Source organism: Gilliamella sp. W8145 (genome assembly GCF_016101145.1).
Classification (GTDB): domain Bacteria; phylum Pseudomonadota; class Gammaproteobacteria; order Enterobacterales; family Orbaceae; genus Gilliamella; species Gilliamella apis_A.
The window spans coordinates 1,448,484-1,462,172 of record NZ_JACFRC010000001.1; the positions used below are offsets into that span (position 1 = coordinate 1,448,484).

Below are 13,689 nucleotides of genomic sequence, written 5' to 3' on the forward strand. Positions count from 1 at the left end.
AATAATATTAAATAGTTTTCATATTCAGAAAAATAAATAACTCATTGAGATTTGGAGAGATAGAAACTAACTTTTCTTTTTGAATTTTGGTTAACTGTTTAATACGATATTCTACTTTCAACGCAGTTGATCTATCGCCAACACTTAGTTGATAGACAATAACAAGATCCTTGTGTCCTTTTAGATGTTTTGCCCCTTTACCCATTTGGTGTTGATGTAATCTTCGAGTAACATCAGTAGTGATACCAGTATATAAAGATTGTTTTGCGGTTCTTATGATATATAAAAACCACACAGCAGCTTTGGTTTGCATAAAAAATAGTCGCTGTTAATAATAAACAGATCATATCATTAAGTTAATTTTTATAAATAGTTAAATCTATTTTTTCTATTAAACTAACTAGGTTACTCACTTTACTAAAATTTGCTTATATTAGTTTAGTTGAAAGGCTTTAAAACTATTTAATATTCTGCTTATTTAACTTCGAAGTATGTATTAATAACTGTCAGTGATTGATTTACTTTAAGTGGGATAATGTTTAAGATAGCTTAATTTTTTATTAAGCTTAGGACTACAAAATTTGAATAACTTTGCAAAAATTATTGAAATTGAACGCGGCAATATAAAGTTTGCCTATGTGCAAAATGATGAAATCAATTATTTAGACCTTTTTGACCAATTTCTGGCTGAAGAAGGCCATCATGAATTACTCGATCCAAGTGATAGAATTGAGCGATATACTTATTTGATCAATCATGAGAAAACTAAATTCATTTTTAAAATTGATGGTGGTGTTGAACATCGTTTAGAACGCCGTATTATAGCCAAGCTCACTGGTGACTTTTATTTCAATTTAATTCATAAGCTAGCAAAAATATCATTGGACAAATGTGATATAGCTTATGAACTTTATCTAGTCGCATTTGATAAAGTGACTAAACGCCATTATATGATTTTTAATTTTATTGAAGGCCGATCATTAAAATGGGAAGAAATGGCAACCTATGGTGAACAAATAAAAAACTGCATTGAGAAATTACATAGTTATAATTTAGTTTCCAATGACATTCATGGAGGAAATTTTATTTTAACACCGGAAGGAACAATCAAAGCGATCGATTTAACTAACTCTGGTTTTATTTGGCTTACCAAAGCTAATGATGCTATTGAGTTGCGTGAACGTTTTGGTATTAAAATTAAAGTACCAGTTATGGCAATGGCAATAAAAAAATTCACTCATGGTTTTAAACGATTATCACGAAAAATTCGTGGTAAAAAAGACTAATAATAAAATTGAGAGAAAAACTAATTTCTCTCAATTTCTCGCCAAAATTATTATTATTTTAATTTTATATAAAACAAATTACTGACTAATTTTTAATACTAAAAAATATTTATATTTTCATCTTTTAAATACTAGTAAATCCTTGTATAACCAGCTAGAATTAAACAAGTTAATCAAGCTAGGATGAGATATGAGAAAGTTAATTGGTTTTACTGTTTTAGTAATGTTACTAACTGGCTGTGCTTCTCAAAAGATGCAATCAATCTATCAAGCTCAAGGAGTAGAAATTGCCCAAAATGCTGACGGTGTTGATATAATAAATAAATATAGTACTTCTCGTCCTATTACTGTTCTTCATTCTTCATTATCTGTTTGTATTGCCCAAGAACTTGATAACAGTCCTGTAGTTTTAAATAGCGACAACTATTTGGGGTCAGCATGGTGGCCATACTATAATATGCCTACGCAACAAGCCATTACCATCAATGGTGGTGATACCATCAAATTAGTTGAAGGTAATAATATTGTTGCCAATGCGGTTACCGATTATCAATCACAATCTAAGTACTTTATCAGTTATACCTTAACAACTACTCGTAATGCTAAAAATATTCATTATTTATTTAGTAACATCAAACAAGCTCAACAACATACCGGATCGATCGCTAATGATGGATTTCAAAATGTAAAAACGCTAGAAAGATCACATCCAGATTTAGTTATTGATGCACTTAATAAAGAAGTCGATAAAATTCAAGCTTGCTTATTACGCTAATCCTCACTCCTTCCTTAAAAAATTTTTGAGGAAAGGGGTTTTTTAACCAACATATATTATTTTTATATATATTTTCTTTCCTTAAATAACTATCTTTGACTATAAATTATTTATCATTACTAATACTGTGGAATAATAAAAAAAGCTAATTGAAAATATAAATCATTAAATAAAACAATAATTGTAAAATAGTTATTGATAACAATTATTAATAATATATTATTTAATTCTCATAAAATTCAATTATGCAGTAGTGCTATAATAAAAATATAAGGAATAATGATGGAAATCAATAAGTTGTTAGGAGTTATAATTGTTAGTGGTCTACTATTTGGCTGTGCTAAAGAATCTTCGAGAACAATCGAATCACCAACTGTAAATAGCTATCATTCAAATTATAATGGTGTTAAAACCAATATTGCTGTAGGTAAATTTGAAAATCGTTCAAGTTATCAAAATGGTATCTTTTCTGATGGTGTAGATAAATTGGGCAATCAATCAAAGACATTGCTTATCAGTCATTTACAACAAACCAATCGTTTTAATGTTCTAGATAGAACTAACATGCAAGAATTAGCAACTGAAGCTAAATATAGAAAACAAAAGCAAAACGTGATCGGTGCAAATTACATCATTTCTGGTGATGTAACAGAGTTTGGTCGAAAAGAAGTCGGTGATCATCAACTATGGGGAATCCTTGGCAAAGGTAAAGAACAAATTGCTTATGCAAAAGTAAGTTTGAACATAATTGATATCAGAACATCTCAAGTAGCTTATTCAGTACAAGGATCCGGTGAATATAGCTTATCCAATCGTGAAGTAGTTGGATTTGGTGGTAAAGCAAGTTATGACTCTACTTTAAATGGCAAAGTATTAGATTTGGCTATTAGAGAAGCAATTAATAATTTAGTCAGAGGTTTAGATAACGGCGACTGGAAACCTAATACCAAATAAAATGAACGTTAATGATATAAGGATCTTAACAATGTTAAAAAAACAATACTTTGTATATTTATTGTTCGCAGGAATATTATTTGTATTAAATGGTTGTCAATCATCTAATACTATTTATTACTGGGGTGACTATCAAGAAGTACTTTATAACTATACTCAATCAGATAAAAGAAGCTACACTGAGCAGATTCAAGATTTAGAAAAAACTATAGAAAGAGCTAAATCAACTAATAAATCTGTACCACCAGGATTATATGCTCATTTAGGTTTGTTATATGCAACATCTGGTGATACAAATAAAGCTTTTGAACAATTTGAAAAGGAAAAAACTCTTTTCCCTGAATCAAAACACTTTATTGATTTTATTGAAAGAAAATATCAAGGGAAATAATCAATGAATAATAAATTTATTGCTCTACTCGGAACATTTCTGGGGCTATTTATGTTGGCAGGATGTACAGTAAATAAAGAAAGTTATGACTATACAGCATTCAAAGAAAGTAAACCTGCTTCAATTTTAGTTTTACTACCAGTCAATCACTCAAATGAAATCAATGCGAGTTATGGGGTTTTATCTCAAGTAACCTTACCTTTAGCTGAAGCTGGTTATTATGTTTTTCCTGTTATGTTTACTGATGAAGTATTTAAACAAAATGGCTTAACGGTAGCTAATGATATTCAAGCAGTTAGTTTATCTAAATTACAGCAGACCTTTAATCCTGATGCAGTTTTATATATTGATGTGAAAAACTATGGAACTAATTATCAACTGATCCAAAGTGATACACGTGTAACATTAGAAGCAAAACTACTCGATGCTCGAACTGGAAAGGTTATTTGGACAGGCAATGCTACGGCTTCTAGTCTTGAAAACCAACAATCAAATAATAGTTTATTAGGTATGTTAATTTCTGCTGCTATCACTCAAATAAGTGATACTGTTAGGGATCGTAGTGTAGCAATATCAAGCGTCGCAACAGCTCGTTTATTTACACCAAATCCTGTAAAAAGTAACGGGATTTTATATGGTCCTTATGCTAAACAAAAATAACTAATTTGATTATTACTTTATAAAAAAGCGGTAATATTTACCGCTCTTTCATTGATCTAATTACACATATCAATATTACCTTTTTTAATCATATTCATCTTTTGATTAGTCACCAAAGACAACACTGTTTAGCAAAAAATGGTTATATAAAAAATTAAGGAACAAGTTTTGATATACCTAAAAGGGGCAAAAATTAAGGATTGGTTGATTTCATTAGCTTAATGAATATAAGAGCATCCTAATAAATTAGTCATTACTAATTTTAGTATTTTAAAAATGGTTTAAATATAAATGTCTTTATAAATCAATAATTATATTAGTAACATACTTACATTAATTACAAAATTAGTTAGATAACTTTCTTATTCTTCTGATTTATATCTACCTAACTATACTGCTTATGTACTATAAAAACATAAAGAGGTTTAGTTATGAGCATACTTCAAGATATAAAAGAAAATAAGATATATATAGGTTCACTCCCCCTTCCTATATTTTTAGTTTGTTCCATTATAGTTATTATTGCCGCCCAACTGGACATGCTACCAAGAACATTAATTGGTGGTTTTGCCGTGATATTACCTTTAGGTTGGTTTTTGGGAACTGTCGGACAAAATATTCCATTTTTCAAAAAGTTTGGAGCCCCTGCTATTCTGTCATTAATCGTTCCTTCATTATTAGTTTACTATGGTGTATTTGACGAAAATACCCTATCGGCCACAAAAATGTTAATGAAAGAATCTAACTTTTTGCTCTTTTATATCGCCAGTTTGGTATGTGGTAGTATTCTTGGTATGCATAGAGTCATTTTAGTTCAAGGCTTTATTCGCATGATGATCCCGATGTTATTAGGAATGTGTTTAGCAGCACTAGTTGGTGTAGCTGTCGCTGTAGCTTTTGGTGATACTTGGGAACACGCCTTTTTCTATACTGTTTCACCAGTAATGGCTGGAGGAATTGGTGAAGGTGTTTTACAACTTTCTAATGCTTATAGCAATATCCTAAATCAAGATTATGATAGTTTCGTTAGTGCATTAATTCCAGCTACAGTAGTTGGTAATTTTTTTGCAATTACCTTTACAGCCATTATGAGCAGAATTGGTGAAGTTAAACCTCATTTAAGTGGTCATGGTCAATTGGTAAAAATTGAGTTTGATGGATTAGCTGAAGCATTAAAAGATGATAAAACTCCACTTGATGCTCGATCAATGAGTGGTGCAGTAATGATTTTAGCCACTTTATTCATTTTTGGAATGATTTTAGAAAAAATGATTCATTTCCCTGGTCCTGTTTTAATGATTATTGCTACTGCAGTAGTTAAATACTTCCGTTTATTACCAGAAAGTGTAGAACGTGGTAGCCAACAATGGTACAAATTTATTTCGGGCAATTTCACTTTCCCTTTAATGGCTGGATTAGGTCTACTTTATATCGATTTAGCCAGTGTAGTTAATGTATTAACTATCCCGTATTTCATTACCATTATCGCTATTGTTTTTACTGTTTCAATGACAGGATTTGTCTGTAGCTTCTTCTTAAAAATGTATCCTGTTGAAGCATCTATTATTTCATCTTGCCAAAGTGGTATGGGCGGGACTGGTGATGTCGCCATACTTTCCACAGCAAATAGAATGAACTTAATGCCTTTTGCTCAGGTCGCAACCAGATTAGGAGGAGCTTTAATGGTGATATGTACTACAGCACTAATGCGTTATTTACATATGTAAATTCATATAAAATATAGATTTAATTATTTAATTTATAAAAAGTTTTAGAAAAATTATTACGTTAATTTAATTTTACAAAATATCTAACATAGATTTAATATATTTAAAAAGGTAAATATTATGACAACAGTACAAGAAAAAGCATTAGCAATCAGTAAGCAAATGCATGGTAAATTTGAAACTCATTCTAAAGTGCCTGTTAATTCAATGGCAGATCTTAGTGTTGCTTATACACCTGGGGTTGCCGCAGTGTGTACTGAAATAGCTAAAAATCCTGAATCAGTTTACGAATATACGAGTAAACGTAATTTAGTAGCTGTTATTACAGATGGTTCTGCTGTATTAGGTTTAGGAAATATTGGACCAGAAGCAGCTATTCCAGTAATGGAAGGAAAAGCAATTTTATTCAAACAATTTGCTAATGTTGATGCAATACCACTATCAATTAATACACAAGATCCAGATGAGTTAGTTAAACATATTGCTGCATTAGCTCCTTCATTTGGTGGAATAAATCTAGAAGATATTAGTGCACCAAGATGTTTTGAAATTGAAAAAAGATTACAAGAAATATTGGATATACCTGTTTTCCATGATGATCAACATGGCACAGCAATCGTGGTATTAGCAGCACTATATAATGCCTTAAAAGTTGCTGGCAAATCGATAGAATCAGCTAAAGTTGTGATTAATGGCGGAGGAGCAGCTGGTTTAGCGATCGCCGATATGTTATTAGCTGCTGGCGTCTCCGATCTTAAAATTGTTGATAAAATTGGCATATTATCAGAAGATGATACTTCGTTACCACCTCATCATTTAGCTATGGCGAAAAGAACCAATAAAACCAAACAAAAAGGTACATTAGAAAATGCAGTTAAAGGTGCTGATGTATTCATTGGTGTATCTGCGCCGGGAGTACTGAAACCTGAATGGGTTAAAACAATGGCCGAAAAATCGATTATTTTTGCTATGGCAAACCCTACACCAGAAATATTCCCTGATGAGGCCAAAGCTGCAGGTGCTTATATTGTTGGAACTGGGCGTAGTGATTACCCAAATCAAATCAATAATGTGTTAGCGTTCCCTGGCATATTTAGAGGAGCCTTAGATGCTAGAGCAAAAAATATTACATTAGCTATGCAACTAGCCGCAGCCAAAGGATTAGCTAATATCATTACACCAGAAAAACTTTCAGTAGATTGCATATTACCTAATGCTTTCGAACCTAATGTAGCGAAAGTTGTTGCTGAAAGTGTCAAAAATGCAGCAAAATTGTAGTGATAACTTGAAAATAAATTAGATTAACTAAAAAACCTACTAATAAATTTATTAGTAGGTTTTGCCTGTTAATCAGTTAATATAATTAGACGTTTATTTTTTATATATTAAATGATAATGAGATACCTATTTAACAAATTACCATTGAAAGTTAAGCTAATAAGCTTAATTTGTTTGGTTTTTATACTCTCAGTTATTGCACAAAACATTTATATTGTTCATGTAGTCAATAACGAATATCTTATTAATTCTCGACAACGTGTAGAAAATATTGCCAGTATTATCTCAACCTCTCAGACTATCATTGATGAAATACAAAAGCCTACTTTACAAAATATCACCGCCATTCAGGCAACCACAGAGCAAGCTAGGACTCTCACTCAAACCGATTTTATTGTTATATTCAATATGCAAGGTGTTAGATACTCACATCCAGATAAAAATAAAATCGGCCAAACTATAGTAGGAGGAGATGAACAACGAGCGTTAAATGGTGAGTCTTATACTTCAATCGCAAAGGGTACGTTAGGGGATTCTGTTCGAGCATTTAAACCGATAATGAATGAAAAACATCAACAAATAGGTGCCGTTTTGGTTGGTCAGACGTTGCAGAAAATTAATCATTTAGCATCGAGAACAAGCCAACCGATTTGGTTATCCTTATTTGCCTCGTTAACTATCGCCATTATTTTAGCCTACTTGTTATCCCATAATATAAAGAAGATCCTGTATGGTCTTGAACCAATTCAAATGGCTCAGTTATTTGCAGAACGAAATGCAATTATTAGAACAGTAAAAGAAGGGATTGTCGTTATCAATCGCAACGCTTTAATAACCCAAATTAATGATGAAGCGATTAGAATTTTGCGTATAGATGATGATAAAGAAAATATTATTGGCTTACCTATTAACAATTTCATTCCTAATACTCGTTTACATGAAGTGATGATGAGTGGTAATGCTGAATATGATTGTGAACAAAATATCAATGGAGTAGTAATACTCACCAATCGAACACCTTTATTTGTTAATGATGCTTTAGTCGGAGCCATTGCCTCATTTAGAGATATGACAGAGGTTCGTAAATTGGCGGAAAATTTAACAGGAGTAAATCGATATGCTGACGCCTTACGTTCACAATCACATGAATTCAACAACAAATTACATGTTATTTATGGTTTAGCTTTCAATGATAATAAACAAGAATTAATGGACTACATTGAGCAAATTATTGGCAATCAACAGGCTGAATCTCAACTTGTTAGTCAATATATAAAAGATCCCATTATTGCCGGTTTTTTAAATAGTAAGTTTAGTCGAGCACGGGAATTAAATGTTACGTTAGAGTTCAATATTGATGGTGTTTTAGCCCCCATAACAGACACTTCTGTTATTCATAGTTTAGTCACAATACTTGGTAATTTAATTGATAATGGGTTGGATGCTGTACAGTTTTTAGATGATAAACAAATAAAAGTAAGTTTGGTCATAGATAACTCTAATTTTGAAATAGAAATTAATGACAACGGAGAAGGTATTTCAGAAAAAGATATTCAATATATTTTTCAAAAAGGCTATTCGACTAAAGGTGATAACCGTGGCTTTGGACTCTATTTAGTATTGGCTAGTATTGATGAATTAGATGGGCATATACAATTATGTGATCTTAATAATAAAAAAGGGACTTGTTTTAAGGTACTATTACCACTAAAAGAGATATATAGGAATAAATAAGCAAATGGTAGAAGTTTTAATCGTTGAAGATGATCCAATGGTGGCTCAATTAAATAAAAAATATTTACAAATGTTACCTGGTTTCAATTTGGCATCTGTTGTTAGTAATGGAGAACAAGCACTACATTTTATTCATGATAACCACATTGACCTGTTACTGCTTGATGTATTTATGCCAAAATTAAATGGTCTTGAATTATTAAAATACATTCGCATTAGTTATCCCAAAATAGATATCATAATGGTAACAGCAGCATGTAATACCAACGACATTCAGACAGCATTACGTTTAGGAGTCATTGATTACATAGTTAAACCCTTTACTTTTCAACGATTTCGTACAGCCTTAATCTCCTATCAAGAACGAGTTCGATTGTTATCATCATCAGAAATACTAAATCAAGATCAATTAGATGATCGGATTTTTACCAAACACGTTAATTCCTCAACTAGGTTACCTAAAGGTATCGATTCACAAACATTACAATCAGTACGAGAGGTGATCGCTAATTATCAACAAGATTTTTCAATGAGTGATATTGTTGAATTAATTTCACTATCTAGAATATCAGTTAAGAAATATCTTGATTACTTAGAAGAACTAGGAGAGATAGAAAGTCATTTGACTTACTTACCAATTGGTCGTCCAGTAAAGCGTTATGTTTATCAAAAATAGATAAGATACACTTTAATTTTTTGTCTTACTATGTAATAAATTAGCTATTAAAAAATAGATAAAGCTATTTATCCATAGTGATTTCATCTAAAGATAAACTAAAACTTGGTACAAATATATCTAAAAAGTAATCCATTTCAGGACTATTGCGTTCAGATAATGTTTTTTTCAGACGTTGCTCAGCTAACTTGAATTCATTATTACCAGCGCTAAGTTCTTCAATGGTTTTAAGGTATGCACACAAAGCATCTGCTTGTTTTACGATACTCTTTTCAGACTCATCATAATAATCATCATCAATTAATGATCTAAAATCGTCTTGCAACTCTTTAGGCAACATATTAATGAGTTTATTTTGAGCTATTTTTTCAATTTTTTTATATTCAGATGTGATTTGCGGATTATAATATTTAGTTGGTGTCGGTAAGTCACCCGTCAATACTTCTGATGCATCATGGTACATCGCTAATAATGCGATTCGCTCAGGATTAACATTGCCATTAAATCTTTTATTCTTAATGATTGCTAAAGCATGTGCAACAAAAGCAACTTGTAGACTATGCTCAGATACATTTTCTGTTCTCACATTACGCATTAAAGGCCAGCGATTAATTAATTTCAAACGTGATAAATGAGCAAAAAAATGGCTATTATTCATATTAATATCTCATAATTATAAAAATAAAAAACGCTTCCAATTCGGAAGCGTTAATAAAGCAATTATTCTCGTTTAAGGATTTATGCTAGAACAAGTTGTCTAGTACCTAAAGCAACAGGAACACTTTGCTCTTCAGTAAATGTCACATATTCCCAAGCATCTTGTTTCGCCAATAAAGCTTGCAATAATTGATTATTCAATGCATGACCTGATTTATAGCAAACGACTTCACCAATCATATTATGACCACTCATATATAAGTCACCAATGGTATCAAGCATCTTATGACGTACAAATTCGTCTTCAAAACGAAGACCGTCATCATTAAGAACTTTATAATCGTCAACAACAATCGCACAATCTAAACTACCACCTAAACATAAGCCTTTAGATTGTAGAGCTTCGATATCTCGCATAAAGCCAAAAGTTCTGGCACGACTAATTTGGCGAATAAAAGATTCAGAAGAAAAATCCAGCTGGTAACGTTGCGAACTACTATCAATAGCCGGATGACGAAAATCAATAGTAAAATCTAAACGGAAACCACTATATGGTCGCACTTCGGCCCATTTATCACCATTTTCAACACGAACAGTTTCTTTCACTCGTAAGAACTTTTTCAATGCATTTTGTTCAGCAATTCCAGCATCTAGTAATAAATAGATAAACGGACTTGCACTACCATCCATAATTGGAATTTCCGGAGCATTTACTTCAATAATAATATTATCGATACCAAGCCCAGCTAATGCTGAATTAATATGTTCGACAGTTGAAATCCGAACATTATCTTCATTAACCAAACAGGTACAAAGCATTGTATCTCGCACTGATTTTGCATCCACAGGGAAATCGACATACGGATTTAAATCTGTACGGCGATAAATAACACCTGTATTTTCCGGTGCAGGACGTAATGTCAAAGTAACTTTTTTACCAGTATGTAAACCGACACCAGTTGCTTGAATTGTCTTTTTTAATGTTCTTTGTTTCACTTCGCACCTACTTTTTTTTATTTGTTACTATGCTATTAGACAATAATAAATCAAATAAGTTCAATACTAATTAGCCTGCTTACGAATAAATGCAGGAATATCTAAAATTTTACGCTCCTCAATAGGAGATACATCAGGTTCGTTTACAACCTTAGATATTGATGCTTCTTCTTGTTGTAAAGGCAAATGACTAGTTTGACCAAACAATGAGCCATGATGAGCAGCTGGTTTAGTTATTTTAACTTCTGGACGTTTATCCATTCCAATACCAGTAGCAACCACAGTCACTCTAATCTCATCTGACATATCAGGATCAAAAGTTGTACCCACAACAACAGTAGCATTATCAGAAGCAAATGCTCTTACAGTGCTACCTACTGTTTCGAACTCTTCAAGACCAAGGTCAAGGCCTGCGGTAACATTAACTAATACACCACGAGCACCTGATAAATCAATATCTTCAAGTAAAGGACTTGAAATAGCCATTTCAGCAGCTTCTTCAGCTCGATTATCGCCAGTTGCACGACCAGAACCCATCATCGCATAGCCCATCTCAGACATTACAGTTCTAACGTCAGCGAAGTCAACGTTGATGTGACCAGGTTTAGTAATTAGTTCGGCGATACCTTGCACAGCCCCTTTTAACACACCATTTGCCGCAGCAAATGCATCTAATAATTTAACGCCACGACCTAAAACTTTTAATAATTTATCATTTGGAATTGTGATAAGCGAATCAACATGTTTAGCTAACTCAGCAATACCTTGCTCAGCAAAAGCCATGCGCTTTTTACCTTCAAATCCAAAAGGTTTTGTAACTACAGCAACAGTTAGAATACCTAGTTCTTTCGCAATTTCAGCAACAACTGGTGCAGCACCAGTACCTGTTCCGCCACCCATACCGGCTGCAATGAAGACCATATCGGCACCTTCAATTGCACTACGAATAACATCACGATCCTCTTCTGCTGAGTTTCTGCCAACTTCTGGATTAGCACCAGCACCAAGTCCTTTGGTAACATTATTTCCGATTTGGATAGTTTGACCAACTTTTATTCTTTTTAATGCTTGTGCATCAGTATTTGCTGCAAAAAACTCAACGCCTTCAATATGTTCAGCAATCATATGCTCAACAGCATTACCGCCGCCGCCACCGACACCAATAACTTTAATGACAGCTGCTGGCTCATCATCCGCAACCATAGGCTCAAACATAACTTATCTCCAAATTTACGATCTAAGAACATTGTACAGATAACCAGCTACAATGTCTACGAAGTTATTAAATATATTAGCTAAAATTCTTTTTTGAACCAACCGGTCAAACGTTTAGCTATCCCTTTTAATGATGATTTATTGCTGTCTTTAGCATCATCATGTAATAAACTTTGTTTACCATAATGCAATAACCCTACAGTTGTTGAACAATATGGTTTTTGTACATAATCAGTTAATCCTGAAATATTTAAAGGTTGGCCAATACGCACTTGATTTTGAAAAACTTTTTCAGCACATTCAACCATACCTTTAATTTGAGCAGCACCGCCTGTTAACACAATCCCTGCTGCCAATTGATATTTAACATTCTGTCTTTTAAGCTCGTCTTGTAATACTAATAGCTCTTTTTGGACTAGTGATAAAAGCTCTGAATAACGAGGCTCAATGACATCAGCTAATGTTTGTCGCTGTAATGAACGAGACGGACGTCCACCCACACTTGGAACATCAATAACTTCATCTTTACCTACTAGTGAACCAACAGCACATCCATAACGAATTTTAATATTTTCTGCATCCATTGGTGGTGCACCAAATGCGTAAGCAATATCACTGGTAACAACATTACCAGCATAAGGAATAACTACAGAATGACGTAATGCTCCACCAGTATAAACAGAGACATCCATTGTTCCGCCACCTATATCTATGACGCAAACACCTAACTCTTTTTCATCATCAGTTAATACAGCATAACTCGATGCTAAACCAGAGAAAATAAGCTGATCAACTTTTAATCCACAACGTTCTACTGCTTTAACTATATTTCTTGCCATATCATTATGGCAGGTGACCAAATGAACTTTCGCTTTCATTCTTACACCAGATAATCCAATTGGGTTTTTAATACCTTCTTGTAAATCAATAGAGTACTCTTGGGCAATAACATGTAAAATTCTGTGTTCATCTAAAATACGCACAGATTTAGCGGTATGAACAACATTTTCAACATCTTCTGCTGTCACTTCTTCATCTGCAATCGGCACCATTCCAATTTCATTCTGACAACGGATATGTTTACCTGACAGACTTAAATAAACAGAAGATATTTGGCAATCAGCCATTAATTCAGCTTGATCAACGGCCCGTTGGATTGATTTAACCACTGATTCAAGATCGTTCACACCACCTTTATCAACGCCTTTTGATGGACAATGTCCAACACCAATAATGTTGACAATACCATCAGGAAGAACTTCACCAACGAGGGCAAGAACTTTCGAGGTGCCAACTTCAAGTCCAACAACCAATTTTTTCTCTGTTGCTTTCATACTTCA

General features: G+C 32.9%; 14 protein-coding genes. 9 read left to right on the plus strand and 5 right to left on the minus strand.

From position 1 onward, the window contains the following. Positions 1–7: 7 nt before the first annotated feature. Positions 8–313, minus strand: a complete 306-nt coding sequence (locus tag H3T80_RS06455; RefSeq protein ID WP_110447203.1) for a GIY-YIG nuclease family protein — start codon at positions 311–313, stop codon at positions 8–10. 268 nt (positions 314–581) lie between these two features. On the opposite strand from H3T80_RS06455, the gene H3T80_RS06460 reads away from it, so the two are divergent. The 9 genes from H3T80_RS06460 to H3T80_RS06500 all read left to right on the plus strand — a co-directional run bounded on the left by H3T80_RS06460 (position 582) and on the right by H3T80_RS06500 (position 9,481). Beyond that, complete coding sequence (locus H3T80_RS06460) at positions 582–1,286, plus strand: lipopolysaccharide core heptose(II) kinase RfaY (RefSeq protein WP_198200825.1); 705 nt, start codon at positions 582–584, stop codon at positions 1,284–1,286. Positions 1,287–1,476: 190 nt separating this feature from the next. Then, positions 1,477–2,061 carry a hypothetical protein gene (locus H3T80_RS06465; protein WP_198200827.1) on the plus strand — a complete coding sequence of 195 codons (585 nt, stop codon included), beginning with the start codon at positions 1,477–1,479 and terminating at the stop codon, positions 2,059–2,061. Positions 2,062–2,343: 282 nt separating this feature from the next. Continuing rightward, entirely contained in the window at positions 2,344–3,015 is a 672-nt protein-coding gene (locus H3T80_RS06470; RefSeq protein WP_232350105.1) for a CsgG/HfaB family protein, read from the plus strand. Between the two features lie 31 nt (positions 3,016–3,046). Next, positions 3,047–3,406: a DUF4810 domain-containing protein gene (locus H3T80_RS06475; protein ID WP_198200831.1), complete on the plus strand. Its 360-nt coding sequence runs from the start codon at positions 3,047–3,049 to the stop codon at positions 3,404–3,406. Between the two features lie 3 nt (positions 3,407–3,409). Then, positions 3,410–4,066 carry a DUF799 domain-containing protein gene (locus H3T80_RS06480; protein ID WP_198200833.1) on the plus strand — a complete coding sequence of 219 codons (657 nt, stop codon included), beginning with the start codon at positions 3,410–3,412 and terminating at the stop codon, positions 4,064–4,066. 431 nt (positions 4,067–4,497) lie between these two features. After that, entirely contained in the window at positions 4,498–5,793 is a 1,296-nt protein-coding gene (locus H3T80_RS06485; protein ID WP_198200835.1) for a 2-hydroxycarboxylate transporter family protein, read from the plus strand. Positions 5,794–5,913: 120 nt separating this feature from the next. Next, positions 5,914–7,071 carry an NADP-dependent malic enzyme gene (locus tag H3T80_RS06490; RefSeq protein ID WP_198200837.1) on the plus strand — a complete coding sequence of 386 codons (1,158 nt, stop codon included), beginning with the start codon at positions 5,914–5,916 and terminating at the stop codon, positions 7,069–7,071. A 117-nt stretch (positions 7,072–7,188) separates the two neighbouring features. Further along, on the plus strand, positions 7,189–8,805 hold the full coding sequence (gene dcuS / locus H3T80_RS06495; protein WP_255547863.1) for a DcuS/MalK family sensor histidine kinase: 1,617 nt from the start codon (positions 7,189–7,191) through the stop codon (positions 8,803–8,805). Positions 8,806–8,809: 4 nt separating this feature from the next. Further along, complete coding sequence (locus H3T80_RS06500) at positions 8,810–9,481, plus strand: response regulator (protein WP_110447197.1); 672 nt, start codon at positions 8,810–8,812, stop codon at positions 9,479–9,481. A gap of 64 nt (positions 9,482–9,545) precedes the next feature. Here the strand turns inward: H3T80_RS06500 and yfbR are convergent, their stop codons facing one another. From yfbR to ftsA, 4 genes are all read right to left on the minus strand, one after another. Continuing rightward, a complete protein-coding gene (yfbR, locus tag H3T80_RS06505) occupies positions 9,546–10,139 on the minus strand; it encodes a 5'-deoxynucleotidase (RefSeq protein WP_198200841.1) in 594 nt (197 codons plus the stop codon). Between the two features lie 80 nt (positions 10,140–10,219). Beyond that, the gene (lpxC, locus tag H3T80_RS06510; RefSeq protein WP_086363868.1) at positions 10,220–11,134 is read right to left on the minus strand and encodes a UDP-3-O-acyl-N-acetylglucosamine deacetylase; all 915 of its coding nucleotides are present in this window, start codon (positions 11,132–11,134) and stop codon (positions 10,220–10,222) included. Positions 11,135–11,200: 66 nt separating this feature from the next. Continuing rightward, a complete protein-coding gene (ftsZ, locus tag H3T80_RS06515) occupies positions 11,201–12,349 on the minus strand; it encodes a cell division protein FtsZ (RefSeq protein ID WP_110447195.1) in 1,149 nt (382 codons plus the stop codon). An 80-nt stretch (positions 12,350–12,429) separates the two neighbouring features. Beyond that, positions 12,430–13,683 carry a cell division protein FtsA gene (gene ftsA, locus H3T80_RS06520; RefSeq protein WP_110447194.1) on the minus strand — a complete coding sequence of 418 codons (1,254 nt, stop codon included), beginning with the start codon at positions 13,681–13,683 and terminating at the stop codon, positions 12,430–12,432. Positions 13,684–13,689: the final 6 nt, after the last annotated feature.

Coding starts and splice junctions, on each gene's coding strand:
- ftsZ (WP_110447195.1), bottom strand. CDS start 12,349: ATGTTTGAGCCTATGGTTGCGGATGATGAGCCAGCAGCTGTCATTAAA.
- H3T80_RS06500 (WP_110447197.1), top strand. CDS start 8,810: ATGGTAGAAGTTTTAATCGTTGAAGATGATCCAATGGTGGCTCAATTA.
- dcuS (WP_255547863.1), top strand. CDS start 7,189: ATGAGATACCTATTTAACAAATTACCATTGAAAGTTAAGCTAATAAGC.
- H3T80_RS06480 (WP_198200833.1), top strand. CDS start 3,410: ATGAATAATAAATTTATTGCTCTACTCGGAACATTTCTGGGGCTATTT.
- H3T80_RS06485 (WP_198200835.1), top strand. CDS start 4,498: ATGAGCATACTTCAAGATATAAAAGAAAATAAGATATATATAGGTTCA.
- H3T80_RS06475 (WP_198200831.1), top strand. CDS start 3,047: ATGTTAAAAAAACAATACTTTGTATATTTATTGTTCGCAGGAATATTA.
- H3T80_RS06455 (WP_110447203.1), bottom strand. CDS start 313: ATGCAAACCAAAGCTGCTGTGTGGTTTTTATATATCATAAGAACCGCA.
- H3T80_RS06470 (WP_232350105.1), top strand. CDS start 2,344: ATGGAAATCAATAAGTTGTTAGGAGTTATAATTGTTAGTGGTCTACTA.
- H3T80_RS06465 (WP_198200827.1), top strand. CDS start 1,477: ATGAGAAAGTTAATTGGTTTTACTGTTTTAGTAATGTTACTAACTGGC.
- H3T80_RS06490 (WP_198200837.1), top strand. CDS start 5,914: ATGACAACAGTACAAGAAAAAGCATTAGCAATCAGTAAGCAAATGCAT.
- yfbR (WP_198200841.1), bottom strand. CDS start 10,139: ATGAATAATAGCCATTTTTTTGCTCATTTATCACGTTTGAAATTAATT.
- ftsA (WP_110447194.1), bottom strand. CDS start 13,683: ATGAAAGCAACAGAGAAAAAATTGGTTGTTGGACTTGAAGTTGGCACC.